Source organism: Xenorhabdus khoisanae (genome assembly GCF_001037465.1).
Taxonomy (GTDB): Bacteria; Pseudomonadota; Gammaproteobacteria; order Enterobacterales; family Enterobacteriaceae; genus Xenorhabdus; species Xenorhabdus khoisanae.
The window spans coordinates 19,624-38,078 of sequence record NZ_LFCV01000020.1 but is presented as its reverse complement, the minus strand read 5'-3'; the positions used below and the strand labels follow the sequence as shown (position 1 = coordinate 38,078).

Below are 18,455 nucleotides of genomic sequence, written 5' to 3'. Positions count from 1 at the left end.
AAGCAGGCGATTTTATAGAATAAAATTTCAACCGAAGATTATTCTTCGTCACGCAAAGGCACGATCAACATATCAACATGAACGGTGTTAATAAGCTGACGAGCTGAAGACATCAACTTGCTCCAAAAATCCTGATGATGACCACATACAACGAGATCCATATCGTATTGCTTGATAGCATCAACAAGGACTTGCCCTAAATCACCACTGCCACTCAACGTTTCCTGAACAGGGTAACCTGCGCTGGCAGACAACTCTTTCAGGGATTTACGGGTTTCATCCGCGATACGTTCTTGCATATCGCCAAGATTAACGTCAATCAGGCCGGTATAAAGATCGGAGTAGTTTACATCAACATGGATCAGGGAAACTTTGGCATTGTACGGTTTTGCCATTGACACAGCTTTCTCCACCAAAATCTGACTTTCTGGTGATAGATCAACCGCAACAAGAATATGTTTGTAAGCCATAAGAGCTCCTTCCATACGTCGATTAAATGGATTGGCAGCACTAAATGCTGTGATTTGATGTTTATACTATAACTGCTCAATGTACCTTTTGAGTGTTGTTTTGATCACAACTTATTGTTTTTCTTTCTTCCTTAAATAAAGCACCCCGTTTCATTATTTCTTCAATACACAGGACACTGTATTTTCTTCTAAAATTTAATATAGTTATTATTCACATTAGAATCTTTTCGGTTGATTTCTTCTTTCTGGCAGCATTTGTTGCCGCTATAAGTAGGAGGAAGTATGTTCAATGCTATTGCACTCTTTTGGGCAGTTTGCCTTATCTGCATTATTAACATGGTTCGCTACTTTTCTTCGCTTCGTGCACTATTGTCAATCTTGCGCGAGTCAGATCCCATGCTATATCAGTCGGTTGATGGGAATGGTTTTTTTACAACCAATAGTCAATTCAGCAAACAGTTTCGGCTCGTGCGCTATATCAATTCGCAAAGTTATATCAACCATCACGATCCCGATGTCATCTTGTTGTGCGAAAGGCTGAGAAAGCAATTTATATTGACGGAAGTGTTGTTTGGGGCTGGTGTGCTATGCCTGATAATAATCGTTGTTTGAATTGGGTTTGAGAAACTAACGTGAACAGAAATAAAGTCAGAAATAAAAAAGGGTTGGCTTACAAACACAGTAGCCAACCCTTTTTCCTAAGATGTCATTAGATCAGTTTCAAGGCAATCCAATACAGAATACCTGACAATCCAATTGAAATAGGCAGAGTCAGAACCCACGCCAGCATGATATTTTTGATGGTCTTGCTTTGGACACCACCACCATCAACCAGCATTGTTCCCGCTACAGCAGAAGAAAGTACCTGTGTCGTAGATACCGGCATTCCCGTATAACTTGCAACACCAATGGAAACTGCGGCTGTAACTTGAGCAGAAACGCCTTGGGCATAAGTCATGCCTTTTTTGCCAATCTTCTCACCAATGGTCACAGCAACACGCTTCCACCCTACCATGGTGCCCAAAGACAGAGCGAGCGCCACAGCAACGATGATCCACAACGGTGCATATTCCACGGTATTCAGCAGATCTTTGCGCAGTTTATTCAGGAAACGGGCATCTTCAATACTGGTTTCCGGCAACTTAGCCACGGAACTTGCGGTATCAGTGATACACATCAGCATACGACGCATGTTGTTACGTTGGTCCGGCGTCAACTCGCTGAAACTCTGGATATTCCCCAGCATGTTTTCAGTCTTGTTCAAAACCACCAGAGCGCGTGAGCTATCACAATGGAACTCCATATCCAATTGGTCTTCCACAGAAGCGATAGCCGGAGTCAACTCAATCGCATGAGCCAGTGCCGAGCCATGCTGCCCATAATATTGCTGCAAATGAACAACAGCATCATGAGTACGGGCAATATCATAACTGGTTGAGTTCATATTGACGACGAAGCCCGCAGGCGCAACGCCAATCAGAACCAGCATGATCAAACCAATACCTTTCTGGCCGTCATTGGCTCCGTGGGAGAAGCTCACACCAACAGCAGAAAGAATCAGGGCAGTACGTGTCCAGAATGGCGGTTTGCGTTTACCATCCTGTTTTTCACGTTCGGCAGGCGTCATATGGATACGGCGACGTTTTTTCGTACCGCTCCAATAGCGGCGCAGCAAAAACACCATCGCTCCGGCAATGATCAGACCAATCAGAGGAGACAGGATCAAGGACATGAAAATCTGTATCATCTTCGGAATATTCAACGCATCCACTACCGAAGAACTGGTCACTATCGCATTAGTCAAACCGATGCCGATAATAGAACCAATCAACGTATGGGAACTGGATGCTGGAATACCGAAGTACCACGTACCTAAATTCCAGATGATCGCTGCCAGCAGCATGGAGAAAACCATAGCCAAACCGTGAGCCGAGCTGACATTTAGCAGAAGATCCGTAGGCAGCAGATGCACAATCGCATAAGCGACACTTAATCCACCAAGGAGAACACCCAAAAAGTTAAAAACCCCTGCCATGACAACGGCAAGCTGCGAACGCATCGCCCGGGTATAAATAACAGTTGCTACTGCGTTTGCGGTATCATGAAACCCATTGATGGCTTCATAGAAAAGCACAAACAACAGAGCAAGCACTAACATAAGGCCGGTATAAAATTCCAGGCCAGTAAACAGATGTAGCATATACGTTAAGCCAGTTAGTAGGACATGAACGCGCGCATTATCAGTGACAAACGTTAGCGGGAAAAGAGAAATATGACCTTTTTTTGATTTAATGACAATAAAACGACATAAAAATCCTTACATTTATCAAAAATATCAAACAGTTATTTAATTTTAATATTTTGATATTTTTTTGATGAAAAATAACTTTTGCCAGCCAAAAGTGAAACTAAATGCGTATTTTTCTCCGTAGTTCGTGAATACAACCCCCACAATGCGGTGATTTCCTATAATTTACTCGGCCACAAGAGACAGGCGAATGGAAAAATTTGATGTAGTTATTATCGGTGCCGGCGCTGCTGGCTTGTTTTGTGCTGCTCAGGCAGGGCAAGCCGGATTAAACGTTCTGGTACTGGATAATGGCAAAAAAGCGGGGCGCAAAATTTTGATGTCCGGTGGTGGGCGCTGTAATTTTACCAATATGTACACCGAACCCGCCGCGTATCTTTCTACCAACCCGCATTTTTGTAAGTCAGCACTTGCTCGCTACACGCAATGGGATTTTATTGATCTGGTGCAACGCTATGGTATCCCTTATCACGAAAAAACGTTGGGCCAGCTTTTCTGTGATGACTCCGCTCAACAAATTATCGACCTCCTTTTAAAAGAATGCAAACTCGGCGGCGTCACAATTCGCTTGCGTAGTGAAGTCACCCATATAGAAAAGAAAGAGCCGGGTTTTGTTATTACAGCCTCAGAAAAAGAAGTAAGCACACACTCACTCGTTGTTGCATCTGGTGGCCTATCCATGCCCGGTTTGGGTGCCTCACCTTTCGGTTACCGTATCGCAGAACAATTTAGTCTCAATATCCTGCCTACACGTGCGGCATTAGTACCTTTTACCCTGCATAAACCTCTACTGGAACAACTGCAAACACTTTCTGGTGTCGCGGTTCCTTCTGTTGTCACCGCAAAAGATGGCACCGTATTCAGGGAAAATATCCTCTTCACCCATCGCGGTCTTTCCGGCCCAGCTATTTTGCAGATTTCCAGTTATTGGCAGTCTGGCGAATATGTGAGTGTTAACTTACTTCCTGATACAGATTTGGAGCACTTTCTGGATCAAGAACGGGAATCACACCCTAACCAGAGTTTGAAAAACACACTGGCTCAGCTCCTGCCTAAACGTTTGGTGGAATGTTTACAGTCTCTCGGGCAATTGCCGGAACTATCCCTGAAACAACTTAGTCCCGCACAGAAAAAAGAGTTGATCGCAACCCTGCAATGCTGGCAGGTACAACCGAATGGCACGGAAGGTTATCGCACTGCGGAAGTGACTCTTGGTGGTGTGGATACGAATGAATTGTCCTCAAAAACAATGGAAACCCACAAGGTGAAAGGGTTGTACTTTATCGGTGAAGTGGTTGATGTGACCGGCTGGCTAGGTGGATATAACTTCCAATGGGCGTGGAGTTCAGCGTGGGCTTGTGCGCAGGCTTTGATCACCGAGTGTAGAGATAATAGCGTTAAGCCGACTACATTAACTACAGATAAGATCATTTAAAGAGCTTCAACGGGCTCTGGATATTGACCAATATCCAGAGCATTATCAGAGACAACAGCACGCAAATCCGAAGGCAAGACAGCCTCAATTTTAGCAATGGCATCTTGTGCCGCGAGAGAAAGTGCGCTGTCTGTCTGTTTACTGACCCGTTGTGCACCGACCGTGAGGGCCTGAATTCCTTCTTCGGAAAACATGAGTGGCGGTAACAAGAACCCAGCGCAGGATAAAATACCAACTTCACCAAACCCCAACGATATATTCATGTCGTATCCATCCATTATTAGAACAATAACTCTCACGGTATGCTCCCTTAACCTGTCAATTCATTTTGACAGTTTTTTCCCATACTTACGGAGATCTTGAAGACAGCAGCACAATTGTCAGATTGAGGTAAGTTTGCGTGTAAAAAGAAATTTCAACCAATCATCACATAACAATAAATAATGAAACAAACGTATTAAATAATGATTGTCTAAAACATAGGAACGAGGTAAAACATTAGAAAAACGATTTGATTGTTACTATGCGGTTTGGAATAATGCGCTCCGCAAATACAGGGCTGACATTGACTATAAAAATGCAAAAAAACGCGAAATAATATCGCCAAAAAGCTAATTTTACCAAAATTAGACTTAATCACTGTCAGAAACCAAAAGTATCATCCTCCAACAAGGCTCAAAAAATTAATTGAGATAGCCCTTTATTTCATAACGTTAGGTAACAAATAAAGCCTGTCAAAAATTATTACATTCAATACGCGAATACATAAATTAATTAAAAAAATTAATTAATAATCCTTTGTAGTTGTTACTAAAGAATGAGTCTTAATATGCAAAATTTACCTCACGTCAAAGCACTGTGTGCTATCACACACCCTTATCGTGCTTGTGCCGAATATGATGCATTATTTGATGCCGCTATGCGTGAACTGACGCTGTATCACTGCGAGCATACTCCTGGCTATAAGCAATGGCTGACAGATCATGGTTTAGACAAACAGGCGATAATGGCACTGGATGATTGGTCAAGCCTGCCGCTGCTATTTGCCAATTACTTCAAGCGTAATTTGATACTCAGTGAAAGTGCACAAAATGCGCTGGAACTGACTTCCTCCGGAACCACTGGGCAAAAGAGCCGCATGCGTTATGACGCTGAAAGTATTACCTCTGCCCAACATATGGTGGACTGTATTTTCGACTATTATGGCTGGAATACGCCCGATCAACCGTGCAACTATCTGCTACTCAGCTACGAACCCGCAGGTGCTGTTACGCTGGGTACGGCCTATACCGATCAGTTTTTGGCTAAATATGCCCCCGTAAATCGCGCTTATTATGCTTTGCGTCATAATGGCCAAGGCAATGAATTTGATCCTTTCGGTACAATTGCCGCACTCCAACAATTCGCTGAAGAAGGGTTGCCGGTACGTATTTTCGGCTTTCCCGCTTTCCTGTGGTTTACCCTGCAAAGAATGGCGCAAATGGGGCTTCCTGCACTGAAATTGCATCCAGAGTCACTGGTTTTTCTCGGTGGAGGCTGGAAAACTCATGCCGATAAATCCATCCCTAAACTGAAACTGTATCAACGTCTGACTGAACAACTGGGTATCCCTGATATTCGCTGCCGCGATGGTTATGGTTCAGTGGAACATCCCGTGCCTTATGTTGAATGTTCCCATCATAATTTTCATGTCCCGGTCTATGCCCGGGCTTACGTGCGCCACACCGCCAATTTGTCGCGCCAGCCTTATGGAGAACCCGGCTTCCTGCACTTTGCATCGCCTTATATCACTTCCTGTCCTGCCCATAGCATCGTCACAAATGATCTTGCCATACTGCACTCCGCTGACAGTTGTGGCTGTGAACTGGACACTGACTGGTTTGAATTGCTTGGCCGTGCCGGTACCAGCAAAAATCGTAGTTGTGCTATCGCCGCTTCAGAATTGATTAAGAGATCTTGATATGTCTTCCGTAAATACAGTTTCCGTAAGTTCAATGAATAATCCAATCTCTCCAGAGCCATTGGCAGGACAAAACATCGCAAAATTACGTGAGCGGTTACCCGAGTTGCTGGCACATCCTCATACTTCCGAGCAAGTGCTCGATTGTGCACAACGTTTCGCGGATTATCTGTCCAATCTGGATGATCATCCCCTGTTTGATGCGCAAACCCGAAAGGCACTCAGCGCTTTCTGCCAACGTCAGGCGTTAGAAGCCAAACTGGAGCGGGAACTTGGAAAAAATGCCTTTTCACTGCGTCGATTCGATTATGTTCAGAATCGCTATGAGGCTTGGAAACCACTGGGATTAGTCGTCCATATTACCCCCTCCAATGCCGCACTACTGCCTTTTATGGCTGTTATCGAAAGTCTGTTGGTCGGAAATATCAACTGGTTGCGTCCCAGCAGCAGCGATAATGGGTTTAGTTCGCAACTGTTAGCGGAATTCTTGGCACACGATATTTCAGGTGATTTAGCTGATCGGGTAGCGGTATTACCATTGCCTGTAACACAACTGGCAGAATTACTGAATCAGGCTGATGCGGTTTCTGCCTGGGGGGGCGATTACTCTCTGGCATCCATTCGTGCACAGCTACCAACCGGTTGTCGCTGGATAGATTGGGGACACCGCATCAGTTTTGCCTGGCTAAGTCCCGAAGCCATTGATGATACCCTGTTGGATGCATTGGCTGATGATATTTGTCGTTTTGATCAGCAAGCCTGTTCCAGTCCGCAATGCCTGCTGGTCGATAGTGATGATCCAAACGTTTTACAGCATGTCGGACAACGCATGGCCGCAGCCCTGCAACGCCGTTCTGAATTACACCCGGCATTAAAACCGGATATGCAGGAAGCCGCTGAAATTACAACCCAAACTGCTTTTCAACAACTCGATCTCTCTTTTACGCAGGTAAACGGCGAAGTCTGGCAAGCGGACGGATGGCGGGTGATCTGGCGACACGAAAAAGAACTGGCTGCGTCCCCTCTGTTCCGCACATTGCAGGTACGCCCGGCTCCGCGCCAACGTCTATGCTCTATTTTGCAACCTTGGCGTAATCACCTGCAAACCTGTGCGTTGATGACTCGTCAGGAATCTATAACCGAGATGAGCCATGCGCTGTTCGCAGCAGGTATTAGCCGTATCACACCGGCGGGTCAGATGCATGATGGCTATAGCGGTGAGCCGCACGATGGCGTTTATGCGCTCTCGCGCCTGACTAAGCGAGTCTCAGTCAGTCTGGCCCCAGATTTAATGGCAGGCTGCGCCCATCTTGATATTTCCCCATCGCGTCCGCGTGGGTTGGAAAATCTGCCTGTCATGAATAAAGCCGATTTTCATGCGCTGGTTCCGAATGAAAAATCCCGCCTGTTTTTCCGCAGCGGCGGCAGCAGCGGTGAGCCTAAACTGGCTGCATATAGCTATCAGGATTATCACCGGCAAATGCAGGCCGCGGCTGATGGCGTATTCGCTTCTGGGCTTGAACCCGCGACTGATCGGGTGATGAACCTGCTGTATGGCGGAAAATTGTACGGCGGCATGATGAGCTTTTTCACCATCCTGGATAAATTGGGCGTGGCTCAATATCCAATGGGCGGCCCTGCCGATAATGATTTCCGTGAAATCGCCGATTTCATCGTACAACAACGTATTAATACGCTGGTGGGAATGCCAAGTACGTTGCATCGGTTATTCCTGAATGAGGAAGCCAAACTACGTCAATATGGCGGTATTCGTAAGCTATTTTTGGGTGGTGAACACCTGAATATGAGCCAGCGACATTTTCTGACCGGCTTTGGCGTTACCCTGATACGTTCAACCATCTACGGTACAGTGGATGCCGGCCCTGTAGGTCATGGATGTGCCGCCAGCGAAGACGGTGTTTTCCATTTAATGGCCGATACTCAATGGCTGGAAATCCTCAATGTCGATAATGATCAACCCGCTGCTGATGGTGAAACCGGCCGCTTGGTATTTACTTCCCTGCATCGTGAGGCACAACCTGTCCAACGTTATGATTTAGGCGATCTCGGTTGCTGGATCAATCAACCCTGTTCTTGTGGCCTTTCTTCTCCCCGCTTCCGTTTGATGGGACGCAGTGGTGCTTTATTACGTGTAGGTAGCATTTTTGTCAATCTGGCTGATTTGTCTCAGCAACTGGGTTTACCCGTGCAATGGATAATCGAGCATGACAGCAACGGCGTAGATAGCATTCAGCTATTGGTTGATGGTTCCGATCCAGCCGCAGTACGCCAGCGTTTATTACAGAATGCAAAACTCGCCGAAGTGGTTAATGGAAAACTACTGAATTTAGATGTTATTTCCACACCCGCCACTCAATTCCGCCAAAATATGTATAGCGGAAAATCACCATTATTCATTGACTTACGTAAATATTAAGTGAGTAAAATTCAGATAATGACCAGAACAGCATTGATTGATTTGCTCCATCATGCACGCGAGCATTCTGCTTATTACAAAGCACTCTACCAGTCCGTTCCCGAGAACTGGACGTTGAAAGATTTGCCACTCGTGGAGCCCAGTGATTACTGGGCACATTCAAACGATTTACAAACTTGGCCGGTACTGACTGCACCACTGGCAGGCGGTCATGTATATAAAACGGGTGGATCAACCAGCGATGGACGATTATCAGTTTTCAGTCAGCAAGAGTGGAAAGCATTTATTCACGCCTTTGGGCAAGGTATTGCCCGCCAGTTGAAGACTGGGGATCGTGTAGCCAATCTGTTTTTTGCTGGCGATCTGTATACCAGTTTCATATTTATTCACGGCGCATTATCAAATTCGCCACTCCCCATATTGGAATATCCTTTCACCTGCAAGGTTGAAGATGATTTGCTGGTTAACAATATTCAACTGCATAACATCAATGTGCTGGCGGGGGTGCCCGTTCAGTTAATCCGCCTTGCTCACTATCTGAAAGATGTGGGACAAACATTGCCGATGGTGGAGACCATTTTGTACGGTGGAGAGAGCCTGTTTGATTCACAGACAGCTATCATACAGCAGGTTTTTCCTAATGCGCGTTTGGGATCAATAGGCTGTGCCAGTGTTGATGCCGGCTTGATCGGCTTTGCTGATCCTGAGTGTCAACAAGGAGAGCATCGGGTATTTGAGGAAGACACCATTATCGAAATCGTGGATGAAATTACTCACCAACCGATTACGGCTCCGGGTAAGTGCGGCCTGCTCGTTGTCACCAATCTACAACGAAAACTCATGCCGGTGATCCGCTATCCTACCGGCGATATGGCTTGCTGGTGTGAGCCAGAACAGATGCACCGCAAGTTCGCTCTGCAAGGACGTGCCAACCAAGGTTACCGCATTCGGTTTGGCACACTGTCATTATTCCCTGATGATTTAGCCACACAGCTATCACAGCAGACGGAGCTTCTGGCCTGGCAACTAGAGCTAAGTCAGCAGGCAGGAGAAGACAAAATCAGACTGTTGGTAGCAAGTCTTCAAACAGTCGATATCGACAAAATACGCCATAGAGTACTGACGGCTTTTCCTAATCTGGCCAAGGCCAACATACATCAAAGTCTGTTGGAGATTGTGCAAACCAATATTGATGGTATGTATACGCACCCACGATCAGGAAAATTGCAGAGAGTTGTGGATCTGCGTAGTTATAACTAAAGGTTGAAATCGATGACTATCTTCCCTTCCGCTATTCAGATTAGAAGTTACCAGTCGGGTGATGATAAAAAGATCAGCCGATTATTCCGTGGAGTCTACGGCGACTCGTATGTCTATCCTGATATTTATCTGCCAAGGCTCATTGATGATAATCAAGTCACGGGGCAGTGGTATTCTGCCTTAGCGTTCCATCAAGGGCGGTTCATCGGTCATGCTGCACTGGTTAAAGATGCGGTGCAGCAAAACCATGCAGAACTTGCACTCATCGCCGTAGATCCCGATTTTCAGGGCTATGGTGTGGCTAAGTCTCTGGGCAGCTATTTATGCCGCTATGCAAAAGAGCTAAGTTATAATTTATTGACGATAAAACAGGTATGTTCTCATCCGAAAAGCCAGTACATCGCCCGGAACTTAGGCTTTTATTCGACAGCCCTGATGCTGGATTATGTCGATTCACCATTTGGGCTGCCTGAGCCTGAAAGTATCGTTCAGGGCATTTTGCCGCTTAAGTCGTTGCCACTGCCTAAACTGAACTGGCCACGACCCTGGCAAAACTGGGTTACCCAGATAAGCCAATATGTGGGTGAGTCATCCCCAAGTGGGCAGCAAGCCTATCGTCGTTTCCTTACCTCGGGGCCGTTTACCATTAAAAAATCCGGTCGACGTCTGGAGATCACTCTCTATGAGGTTCATTCTGACTTTTTATCGGAAGTTATCGATTTTCCAACCGGACAATTAATCTATTTAAAACTGCCTGCGTGTGAAGAATCCCTGAAATTGTATTCACAGCTCAAAAAAGGGGGCTTCCGCTTCGCAGGATTATGCCCCGACACACATGATGGCTGGTTTTTACTATGGCTAAGAGGCTATCAGCTAACGCCCTATCAGTTTCATGACTCAGGAACCCGACATCTCTATCAAATGGAATTAGGGGTATAGATAAACGCATCCTAAATTTGATTAAAAAAACACTTTACAAGTGATATTGAGAACGATTATCATTCTTAACACTTTCAGTGCACCACCTTCAGGGTCCATGTGAAAGTACGACATTGCTCACATTGCTTCCAGTGTTTACTTTTTATAAGCCAGCTTATTGCTGGCTTTTTTTTTGTCCGATAATTCCTCGCTTTTTGTTCAGTTTTTTTGACTTCTAAGATTAAATTTCTAATCTTTTATATTTCAGCCCTTCAACTAGACTACAAAAAACATTGAGGGATTTTGAAAATGATCTACTTACGTCGCGCTTCAGAACGAGGCCATGCCAATCATGGTTGGCTGGACAGTTGGCACACTTTTTCATTTGCCAACTATTACGATGCAAATTTTATGGGATTTTCCGTTCTCAGAGTCATTAATGAAGATGTTATTGATGCAGGCCAGGGATTCGGCATGCATCCTCACAAGGATATGGAAATATTAACTTATGTGCTGTCCGGAACAGTAGAGCATCAAGATAGCATGGGAAATCAGGGACAAGTGCCGACGGGAGAATTCCAGATTATGAGTGCAGGAACCGGCATTCGTCATTCAGAATTTAATCCACATCATGATAGCCAGTTACACCTTTACCAAATCTGGATCATGCCAGATAAAGCAGGACTCATTCCCCGTTATGAACAGCGCCGTTTTAAGACTGTTGAAGGCCGCCAGTTAGTCCTTTCTCCTGATGCCCGTGCGGGTTCCCTGCAAGTTTTTCAGGATATGACGTTATGGCGTTGGGCCTTCAAAAACGGTGAAAAGGGGGAATATCATGCGGAAAAAGCACGAAAAATCTGGATTCAGGTTGTTCGGGGAGAAGTGACGATCAATGGAACGCTGGCTACCACCAGCGATGGTGTCGCTATCTGGGATGAATCCCTTCTTCAATTAACTGCCAGCCAGAAAAGTGAGATTCTGCTGTTCGATCTGCCATCCCATTAATGTCAGAGCTTTAATTTTATGCCCTTTCCCTGTATCAAATTGAGAAATATCAGTTAAGAAAGCCCCCTATCCGGCCGGATAGGGGGCTTTCATAGGAATAGCTTATAAACAGAAATTACAGTTTAGGGCCAGCCTTCACCAGCGCGGCTCCCGCAGCGGTATCGGTATATTTATCGAAGTTATCGACAAAGCGCTGTGCCAGATCTTTCGCCTTAACTTCCCATTCGGATTTATCCGCGTAGGTGTTGCGTGGATCAAGAATCCCCGTATCTACACCCGGCAATGAAGTTGGAACAGTCAAATCAAAAATCGGCAGCTCGATGGTATCTGCATCTTCAATGTCACCGTTTAAGATAGCATCAATAATCGCACGGGTATCTTTGATAGAAATACGTTTGCCTGTACCATTCCAGCCAGTGTTGACCAGATAAGCTTTCGCGCCCGATACCTGCATGCGCTTAACCAGCACTTCTGCATATTGAGTCGGATGCAGTGACAGGAATGCCGCACCAAAGCAAGCAGAGAAAGTTGGGGTCGGTTCTGTCACACCACGTTCAGTTCCCGCCAATTTCGCAGTAAAACCTGACAGGAAGTGATATTGAGTCTGCTCTGGAGTCAGTCGGGAAACCGGAGGCAGCACACCAAAAGCATCTGCTGTCAGGAAAATCACTTTAGTCGCGTGTCCTGCTTTTGATACCGGCTTAACGATGTTGTCAATGTGATAGATAGGATAAGAGACGCGGGTATTTTCTGTCTTGGAGCCATCATTGAAATCAACCGTGCCATCTGCCAGTACAGTAACGTTCTCCAGCAAGGCATCACGGCGAATAGCGTGATAGATATCTGGCTCGGCTTCTTTGGATAAGTTGATGGTTTTCGCATAGCAACCACCTTCAAAGTTAAACACGCCGTCATCATCCCAGCCATGTTCATCATCACCGATCAATTTACGTTTCGGATCAGTGGAAAGTGTTGTTTTGCCCGTACCGGAAAGACCAAAGAAAATAGCGACATCGCCTTTTTCACCCACGTTGGCGGAGCAGTGCATGGAAGCGATACCTTTCAGTGGCAGCAGGTAGTTCATCATTGAGAACATCCCTTTTTTCATTTCCCCGCCGTACCAGGTACCACCGATCAACTGCATACGCTCTGTCAGGTTAAAAGCAACAAAGTTCTCAGAATTCAGCCCTTGCTCTTTCCACTGTGGGTTCGTGCATTTGGCGCCATTCATCACAATAAAATCAGGCGTGAAACCGACCAGCTCTTCATCAGATGGGCGGATAAACATGTTTTTCACAAAATGAGCCTGCCAGGCGACTTCGGTGATAAAACGCACTTTCAGGCGCGTATCTTCATTGGCTCCGCAGAAGGTATCCACAACAAACAAACGTTTGCCTGAAAGTTGTTGAGTAACTAACCCCTTGAGATGAGACCAGGTTTCCTGACTGAGCGGTTTATTATCATTTTTACCTTTACCTTGATCAGCCCACCATACGGTATCGCGAGTAACATCATCACGGACAATGTATTTATCTTTCGGGGAACGTCCTGTAAAAATACCTGTATCTACTGCGACAGCACCAAGATTAGTGAGTGTGCCGCGCTCATATCCCTGTAGTGAGGATTGGGTTTCTTCAGAGAATAACAATTCATAACTTGGGTTATAAACAATTTCACTAACACCACGAATACCATAAACCGCAAGTTCCTGCTCAGTAATGCCTGTAACGCTCATTTGTTGCTCCTGGTCAGTTATACTTTATCTCTATCTCTGCGGGGGGATAATAAATAATTATGACTAATTAACAGCGATTGTTATCAAAAAATCGAAATTACATTACTTTTTTTAAGTTTATATGAGACACAGAACACGGAATGAAAACAGGATAAATAATAAAAAGGGCGTATTTTACGCCCCATAAAAAACGGTTATGCATAACGAGTGCAACTGCACAATCTATCTATGCAAATACATTATCCCATGCAAATACATTATCATTGCGACTGTTCTTTTTTCGTCGCTTTTATTTCGCTGACATCTTTCTCATCGAAAACATAGTGCATCCCGCAGAACTCACACTCCATATCAATTTTGCCATCGTTGTGCAAAATTTCCTGAAGGTCAGCATCTGGTAATGTCGCTAACGTATCAGCACAACGTTGTTGGGAACATGTGCATCGAAATTCAACCTGCTGAGGATCATAGAGCGTGACATCTTCTTCATGATAAAGGCGATGCAAAATCTCTTTCGGATCCAGAGTAAACAGTTCTTCACCTTTAATGGTTGCAGTAAGTTGCACCAGATGGTCAAGCATATCCTCGCTGCCTTCTTGTACACTCGGCAAAACCTGCAATAACATGCCACCCGCAGCCATTTTTCCATCCTGCATTCCAGTACGGATAAACAAACGGGTTGGTAACTGCTCAGACTGTCTGAAATAAGCATCCAGACATTCTGCCAACGTATCGCCTTCCAGAGCCACAACCCCCTGATAGCGCTCACCTTCTGTTGGGGTAACAGTAATGACCATATAGCCATTGCCTATCATGTCCCTCAAGCTGCTGGCTGCATTAATATCACCATCAATGCGTGCAGTGCCGCGCATCTGTTGCTGGTTGTTGCCATTAATTACCGCTAACTTGACCGGGCCATCACCCTGAATCTGTACGGTGATATCCCCATTGAATTTCAATGTCGCTGTCAACAGGCTGGTTGCGACCAACAATTCACCCAATAGCTGCTGTACAGGTTGAGGAAAATGGTGATTCTCCAGCATCCGCTGGTAAGTCTCGCTGACGGAGACGAGTTCCCCCCTGACAGAATAGCTTTCAAATAAAAAGCGGTGTAATTGGTCATGCTTGGTCATAAATATCTCTCATTTCACTGAGACGGTTATTCCGCCTCATTTAATTTTGTGTTCTTGAATTTAATCAGTGTACGCCGCTCTTTTTTATCTGGACGGCGATTAGGATGCGGCATCGTCAGCGCATTCATTTTACGGGCCAATGCCATTTTTTCCCGATTGATAATACTTTCTGCCGTTTCCTGATAAAGTTGCTGGGCTTCGGTGGCGCTACGTCTGTGGCTGTTCAATGCCAGGACGATCACCGTTTTCTCATCATTGCCCTGACGCAGTTTGATCTCTGCGTTCAACTCAACCAGTTTACTCGGCTTACTCCGCTGCCCATTATAATGGACTTTACCCCCTTCAATCATTTCACGTGCGTTGGAACGGGTCTTGTAAAAACGGGCAGCCCACAGCCATTTGTCAAGGCGTACAGCCTGATCGGTATCTGAATTCAACATGATAGCTTCTCCCAATTGTCTGATCCCACGATCTAATCGGAGCCGGCAAAAAGACGGACTGAGGGTAACACAGCCCATCGGATTATCGCCAATCCACCGGCGATGAGGATGATTTGAAACAGTTATCGTAATATTGAGTGATATGCTGGAGACGCCGTCGGTTTTTCTGCTTTTTCTTTATAACCAGTATCATGTTGATCGTGAACGTCGTCAGTAATATTGCCAACAGCAAACAACTGCCCAGATAACGAATGAGAGTCTTGGTATCGGGTTCACGATGCAGCGTGATCTGGCGGGTCCCATTTGCGTTCTCGGACAATTCCGTCACAATCCCCCCTGTTTCGAATGGCGTCCGCATCAGTAATCCTAAAACTTCTTCTAATTCCTGCCATCGTTCCAGAGCAGTATGTTCATACATATTGCCTACCCGCATCGGATATTCGAGTAAATCTTTCCTCTCTGCACTAATCAGCAAAACGCCTCCCGGCGATGGACTATTTATCAGCGTGGTAATTTTATTCATTTCCCTATAGATAAATGATGCCGTCGTCGTATCAACCAGTTTTTCCAACGCATCCGCACTGGCAGAACGCAATAACACTTTAGTTCCATCCAGCTTCCCTTTTCTGGCATCGTTCAATAGCGCATTCCAATTCTTGGCGTTCCCCAAATTGGCAAGTGCGTTCTTAAGGCGGTTACACTCAGGCTCTTTCTGGCATAAACTGTGCGTTTTTAAGACGATTGGAGCAAAATTGTCGAGCAGGATCATACCCGATTTAACAATAGATCCATCCAGACTTGGGTTGATCTTCCTGTTATTTGAAAACGGATGCAATTGCTCATTAACTATTTTAATCAGCGCAGCCGCTTTCTCAACGGGTTTAGATTCCAGTAATGGCAATGGCGTTTCGCTGTTCCAATAGATACCGAAGCAATCGAATGCAGCGAAGAACGAAAGCTCTCCCCCATATACCCTATTGGGCGGCATATAACACATCCCGACACCTTTGACCTTCAGGACATCTCCTGGCTTCAACGGCATTTTTTGTAGCTCGGTAAAACTGGTAATAACTTTAGTATTGTTGCCATATAACCACGCCAAACTGAGCCGCATGGATAAACTCACGGGCTGGTAAAAATAAAGCAATGACATGGCCAATACGGAGAAAACCACCAATATCAAATTCTTCCTGTGGCGCTGATAAGGGTAGTGTTTTTCTTCTTCATGTAAGGAAAGATAGCGCCCCTGCCGGGTAACATGGCAGTTGGCGTACATGTCTATATCTGTATTCTGGTCAAGATCGTGAAAAACATAGGGTTCCCAATGCGTCGGATAAATGAGATCAATACCGCCCAGTGAAATATTTTTTCTTTGCTCTGGTTCAAACTCGCTGAATACTCCCCAACGTTTGGGAATACCGCTGAAACAATGAATATTGGATAATTTTCGACCCGAAGGCAACCGAAAGTACGGCCAGAAACTGCCCAATATGCTTAAGAATGCAACCGACATTAACCATGGGAACATGGGGATGGGCAAGAAAAGAGCAACAAACCATATCGAAAGCCCCATACTCATGAGAATGCCTTCCTGAATCCCTGTTGAATGTCTCAGGCGATATTCTTCTAATGTCTCCTTGCGGACATACAGTAAGTTAGCACTTGAATTACCATTTTTTTGGATGGAAGCATGCTCTTTTTTGGCTATCGCCCGCGTAATGGACAGATCCTGCTGATAATCTTTCAGAAAGTGACCATTGACTGCGATGACAATCGGTATCGAGCTTGTCTGGATAATTTCAATCGTATTCTGCTGCTTGATAAATGGCTCAAGAAAAACAGGTAAATGTATTTCCGTTTCATCAACATAATAACGCCAATGGTGAGATTCATCTCCGGCGGCAGAAAAACGGGTAATAGGGTGGCTGGTGATATAAACATTATCACTTTTAACCGGTAACGCCGGATAGCCTGCCTGATGTCGGCTACCTTGCTTCATCAGAAGATGAGCATTTCTCAAGTAAGATTCTATGGATTGATATTCATCAGCATTCAATTTACGTCTGGCTGTTTTGACCATCGACGGTAGATAACGCGCGTTATCAAGCCGCTTCCATCTGAAATTCAGAAAGGAAGCCATTATAATCAGGCTAATGATAAAAGTAGCCAATATAATGACCAATGAGCTCATTTTCTTCCCCACGCCCATAACAGCAATACAGAGACTGGCAGAATAACAATCTCGTGAAACAACCAGAATCAGGCTATTCCTATTCTTGCCTTCCATTTTAATTTTATTTACAAAAGGTTATATAAATTTTCTCATACCTTTCCATAAAATAAAGTTTTTTGTAAGAGTAAGATAGTAACAAAAATACATTCAAGCGATAATCGCTATCATTTACTAACATAATCAGCCATATTAAAGCAAAGTTTGGATGCGTCTCCAATTTAATCACAAGACCTGAATTAGCCGAGAAGATCTCATTAATTGGGCGCATTACTGTTTTAAATTAGCCAGCATATGACAACAATCAGGGGCAAGCATGATTGATCATAAAAAACCTAAGATACTGAATATAAATGATATTGCCCGCTCACGTTTATTCAATATTCAATCTGTTGATCTTGAATTCAGCAACGGTGTAAAACGCGTTTACGAGCGTATGAAGCCGACTAATCGTGAAGCAGTTCTGATTATTCCCATCATTGGCGATGAGTTAATCCTTATTCACGAATATGCGGTAGGTATTGAACAATACGAGTTAGGCTTTCCAAAAGGAGCCATTGATGCCGGGGAAAGTGTTTTTGACGCCGCCAATCGAGAATTAAAGGAAGAAATTGGTTTCGGAGCGGGAAAATTGGAACTTCTGGCGAAGTTGACGATGGCACCTTCCTATTTTTCCAGCAAGATGAATATTGTGATTGCCCACGATCTGTACCCCGAACGCCTGGAGGGTGATGAACCCGAACCCTTGGCGCAGAAACGCTGGCCTGTCTCTGAAATGATGTCACTGTTAGAACATCCGGATTTCAACGAAGCCAGAAACGTCAGTGCCTTATTTTTTGCCCAACGCTACCTGCAAGCAAAAAAATAATGAGGAATTTCAGGTAAATTAATTTTCGAAACGGGTATTAAAGTTGCTATTTCGATACCCGTTTTTTACCCGTTTAAACAAATACGGCAATAAAAAATAATCACCTAAATAAAATAGGGTTTTATTTTATTCGTATAATTGCCAAATAACACTCCACAAAATTCATTTAGTTTATCAAAAATAATAAATAAACATATTTATTATTTTTCTTAGAATTAACTCCCATATAAAAGCATAATCCTCTTCGAAGAGTCAC

15 protein-coding genes are annotated in these 18,455 nt (G+C 44.8%); 8 read left to right on the top strand and 7 right to left on the bottom strand.

The window, feature by feature from the left end; all coding sequences use genetic code 11:
• Positions 1 to 38: 38 nt before the first annotated feature.
• Positions 39 to 470: a universal stress protein UspA gene (uspA, locus tag AB204_RS03640; RefSeq protein WP_047962023.1), complete on the bottom strand. Its 432-nt coding sequence runs from the start codon at positions 468 to 470 to the stop codon at positions 39 to 41.
• Positions 471 to 752: 282 nt separating this feature from the next.
• On the opposite strand from uspA, the gene uspB reads away from it, so the two are divergent.
• The gene (gene uspB / locus AB204_RS03635) at positions 753 to 1,082 is read left to right on the top strand and encodes a universal stress protein UspB (RefSeq protein ID WP_047962022.1); all 330 of its coding nucleotides are present in this window, start codon (positions 753 to 755) and stop codon (positions 1,080 to 1,082) included.
• Between the two features lie 97 nt (positions 1,083 to 1,179).
• Here the strand turns inward: uspB and pitA are convergent, their stop codons facing one another.
• Positions 1,180 to 2,670, bottom strand: a complete 1,491-nt coding sequence (pitA, locus tag AB204_RS03630; protein ID WP_047962021.1) for an inorganic phosphate transporter PitA — start codon at positions 2,668 to 2,670, stop codon at positions 1,180 to 1,182.
• A gap of 298 nt (positions 2,671 to 2,968) precedes the next feature.
• Between pitA and AB204_RS03625 the strand changes: the two genes are divergently transcribed.
• Positions 2,969 to 4,213 (top strand): BaiN/RdsA family NAD(P)/FAD-dependent oxidoreductase, encoded by a 1,245-nt coding sequence (locus AB204_RS03625; protein ID WP_047962020.1) that lies wholly within the window; start codon positions 2,969 to 2,971, stop codon positions 4,211 to 4,213.
• Here AB204_RS03625 and AB204_RS03620 read toward each other — a convergent pair.
• A complete protein-coding gene (locus AB204_RS03620) occupies positions 4,210 to 4,476 on the bottom strand; it encodes a hypothetical protein (RefSeq protein WP_053067827.1) in 267 nt (88 codons plus the stop codon). The genes AB204_RS03625 and AB204_RS03620 overlap by 4 nt on opposite strands.
• A 566-nt stretch (positions 4,477 to 5,042) precedes the next feature.
• On the opposite strand from AB204_RS03620, the gene AB204_RS03615 reads away from it, so the two are divergent.
• The 5 genes from AB204_RS03615 to AB204_RS03595 all read left to right on the top strand — a co-directional run bounded on the left by AB204_RS03615 (position 5,043) and on the right by AB204_RS03595 (position 11,793).
• Entirely contained in the window at positions 5,043 to 6,173 is a 1,131-nt protein-coding gene (locus tag AB204_RS03615; protein ID WP_047962019.1) for a LuxE/PaaK family acyltransferase, read from the top strand.
• Position 6,174: 1 nt separating this feature from the next.
• Positions 6,175 to 8,610 (top strand): acyl-CoA reductase, encoded by a 2,436-nt coding sequence (locus AB204_RS03610; RefSeq protein WP_047962018.1) that lies wholly within the window; start codon positions 6,175 to 6,177, stop codon positions 8,608 to 8,610.
• A gap of 18 nt (positions 8,611 to 8,628) precedes the next feature.
• On the top strand, positions 8,629 to 9,870 hold the full coding sequence (locus tag AB204_RS03605; protein ID WP_047962017.1) for a phenylacetate--CoA ligase family protein: 1,242 nt from the start codon (positions 8,629 to 8,631) through the stop codon (positions 9,868 to 9,870).
• A gap of 12 nt (positions 9,871 to 9,882) precedes the next feature.
• Entirely contained in the window at positions 9,883 to 10,809 is a 927-nt protein-coding gene (locus AB204_RS03600; protein WP_047962016.1) for a GNAT family N-acetyltransferase, read from the top strand.
• A gap of 288 nt (positions 10,810 to 11,097) precedes the next feature.
• Positions 11,098 to 11,793 carry a pirin family protein gene (locus AB204_RS03595; protein WP_047962015.1) on the top strand — a complete coding sequence of 232 codons (696 nt, stop codon included), beginning with the start codon at positions 11,098 to 11,100 and terminating at the stop codon, positions 11,791 to 11,793.
• A gap of 115 nt (positions 11,794 to 11,908) precedes the next feature.
• Here the strand turns inward: AB204_RS03595 and pckA are convergent, their stop codons facing one another.
• The 4 genes from pckA to AB204_RS03575 all read right to left on the bottom strand — a co-directional run bounded on the left by pckA (position 11,909) and on the right by AB204_RS03575 (position 17,388).
• A complete protein-coding gene (gene pckA, locus AB204_RS03590; protein ID WP_047962014.1) occupies positions 11,909 to 13,528 on the bottom strand; it encodes a phosphoenolpyruvate carboxykinase (ATP) in 1,620 nt (539 codons plus the stop codon).
• A 260-nt stretch (positions 13,529 to 13,788) separates the two neighbouring features.
• Positions 13,789 to 14,661, bottom strand: a complete 873-nt coding sequence (gene hslO, locus AB204_RS03585; protein WP_047962013.1) for an Hsp33 family molecular chaperone HslO — start codon at positions 14,659 to 14,661, stop codon at positions 13,789 to 13,791.
• Positions 14,662 to 14,687: 26 nt separating this feature from the next.
• Entirely contained in the window at positions 14,688 to 15,101 is a 414-nt protein-coding gene (hslR, locus tag AB204_RS03580; protein ID WP_047962012.1) for a ribosome-associated heat shock protein Hsp15, read from the bottom strand.
• Between the two features lie 82 nt (positions 15,102 to 15,183).
• On the bottom strand, positions 15,184 to 17,388 hold the full coding sequence (locus tag AB204_RS03575; RefSeq protein ID WP_235428016.1) for an IgaA/UmoB family intracellular growth attenuator: 2,205 nt from the start codon (positions 17,386 to 17,388) through the stop codon (positions 15,184 to 15,186).
• Between the two features lie 259 nt (positions 17,389 to 17,647).
• Between AB204_RS03575 and nudE the strand changes: the two genes are divergently transcribed.
• Positions 17,648 to 18,199: an ADP compounds hydrolase NudE gene (nudE, locus tag AB204_RS03570; protein ID WP_047962011.1), complete on the top strand. Its 552-nt coding sequence runs from the start codon at positions 17,648 to 17,650 to the stop codon at positions 18,197 to 18,199.
• Positions 18,200 to 18,455 lie beyond the last annotated feature (256 nt).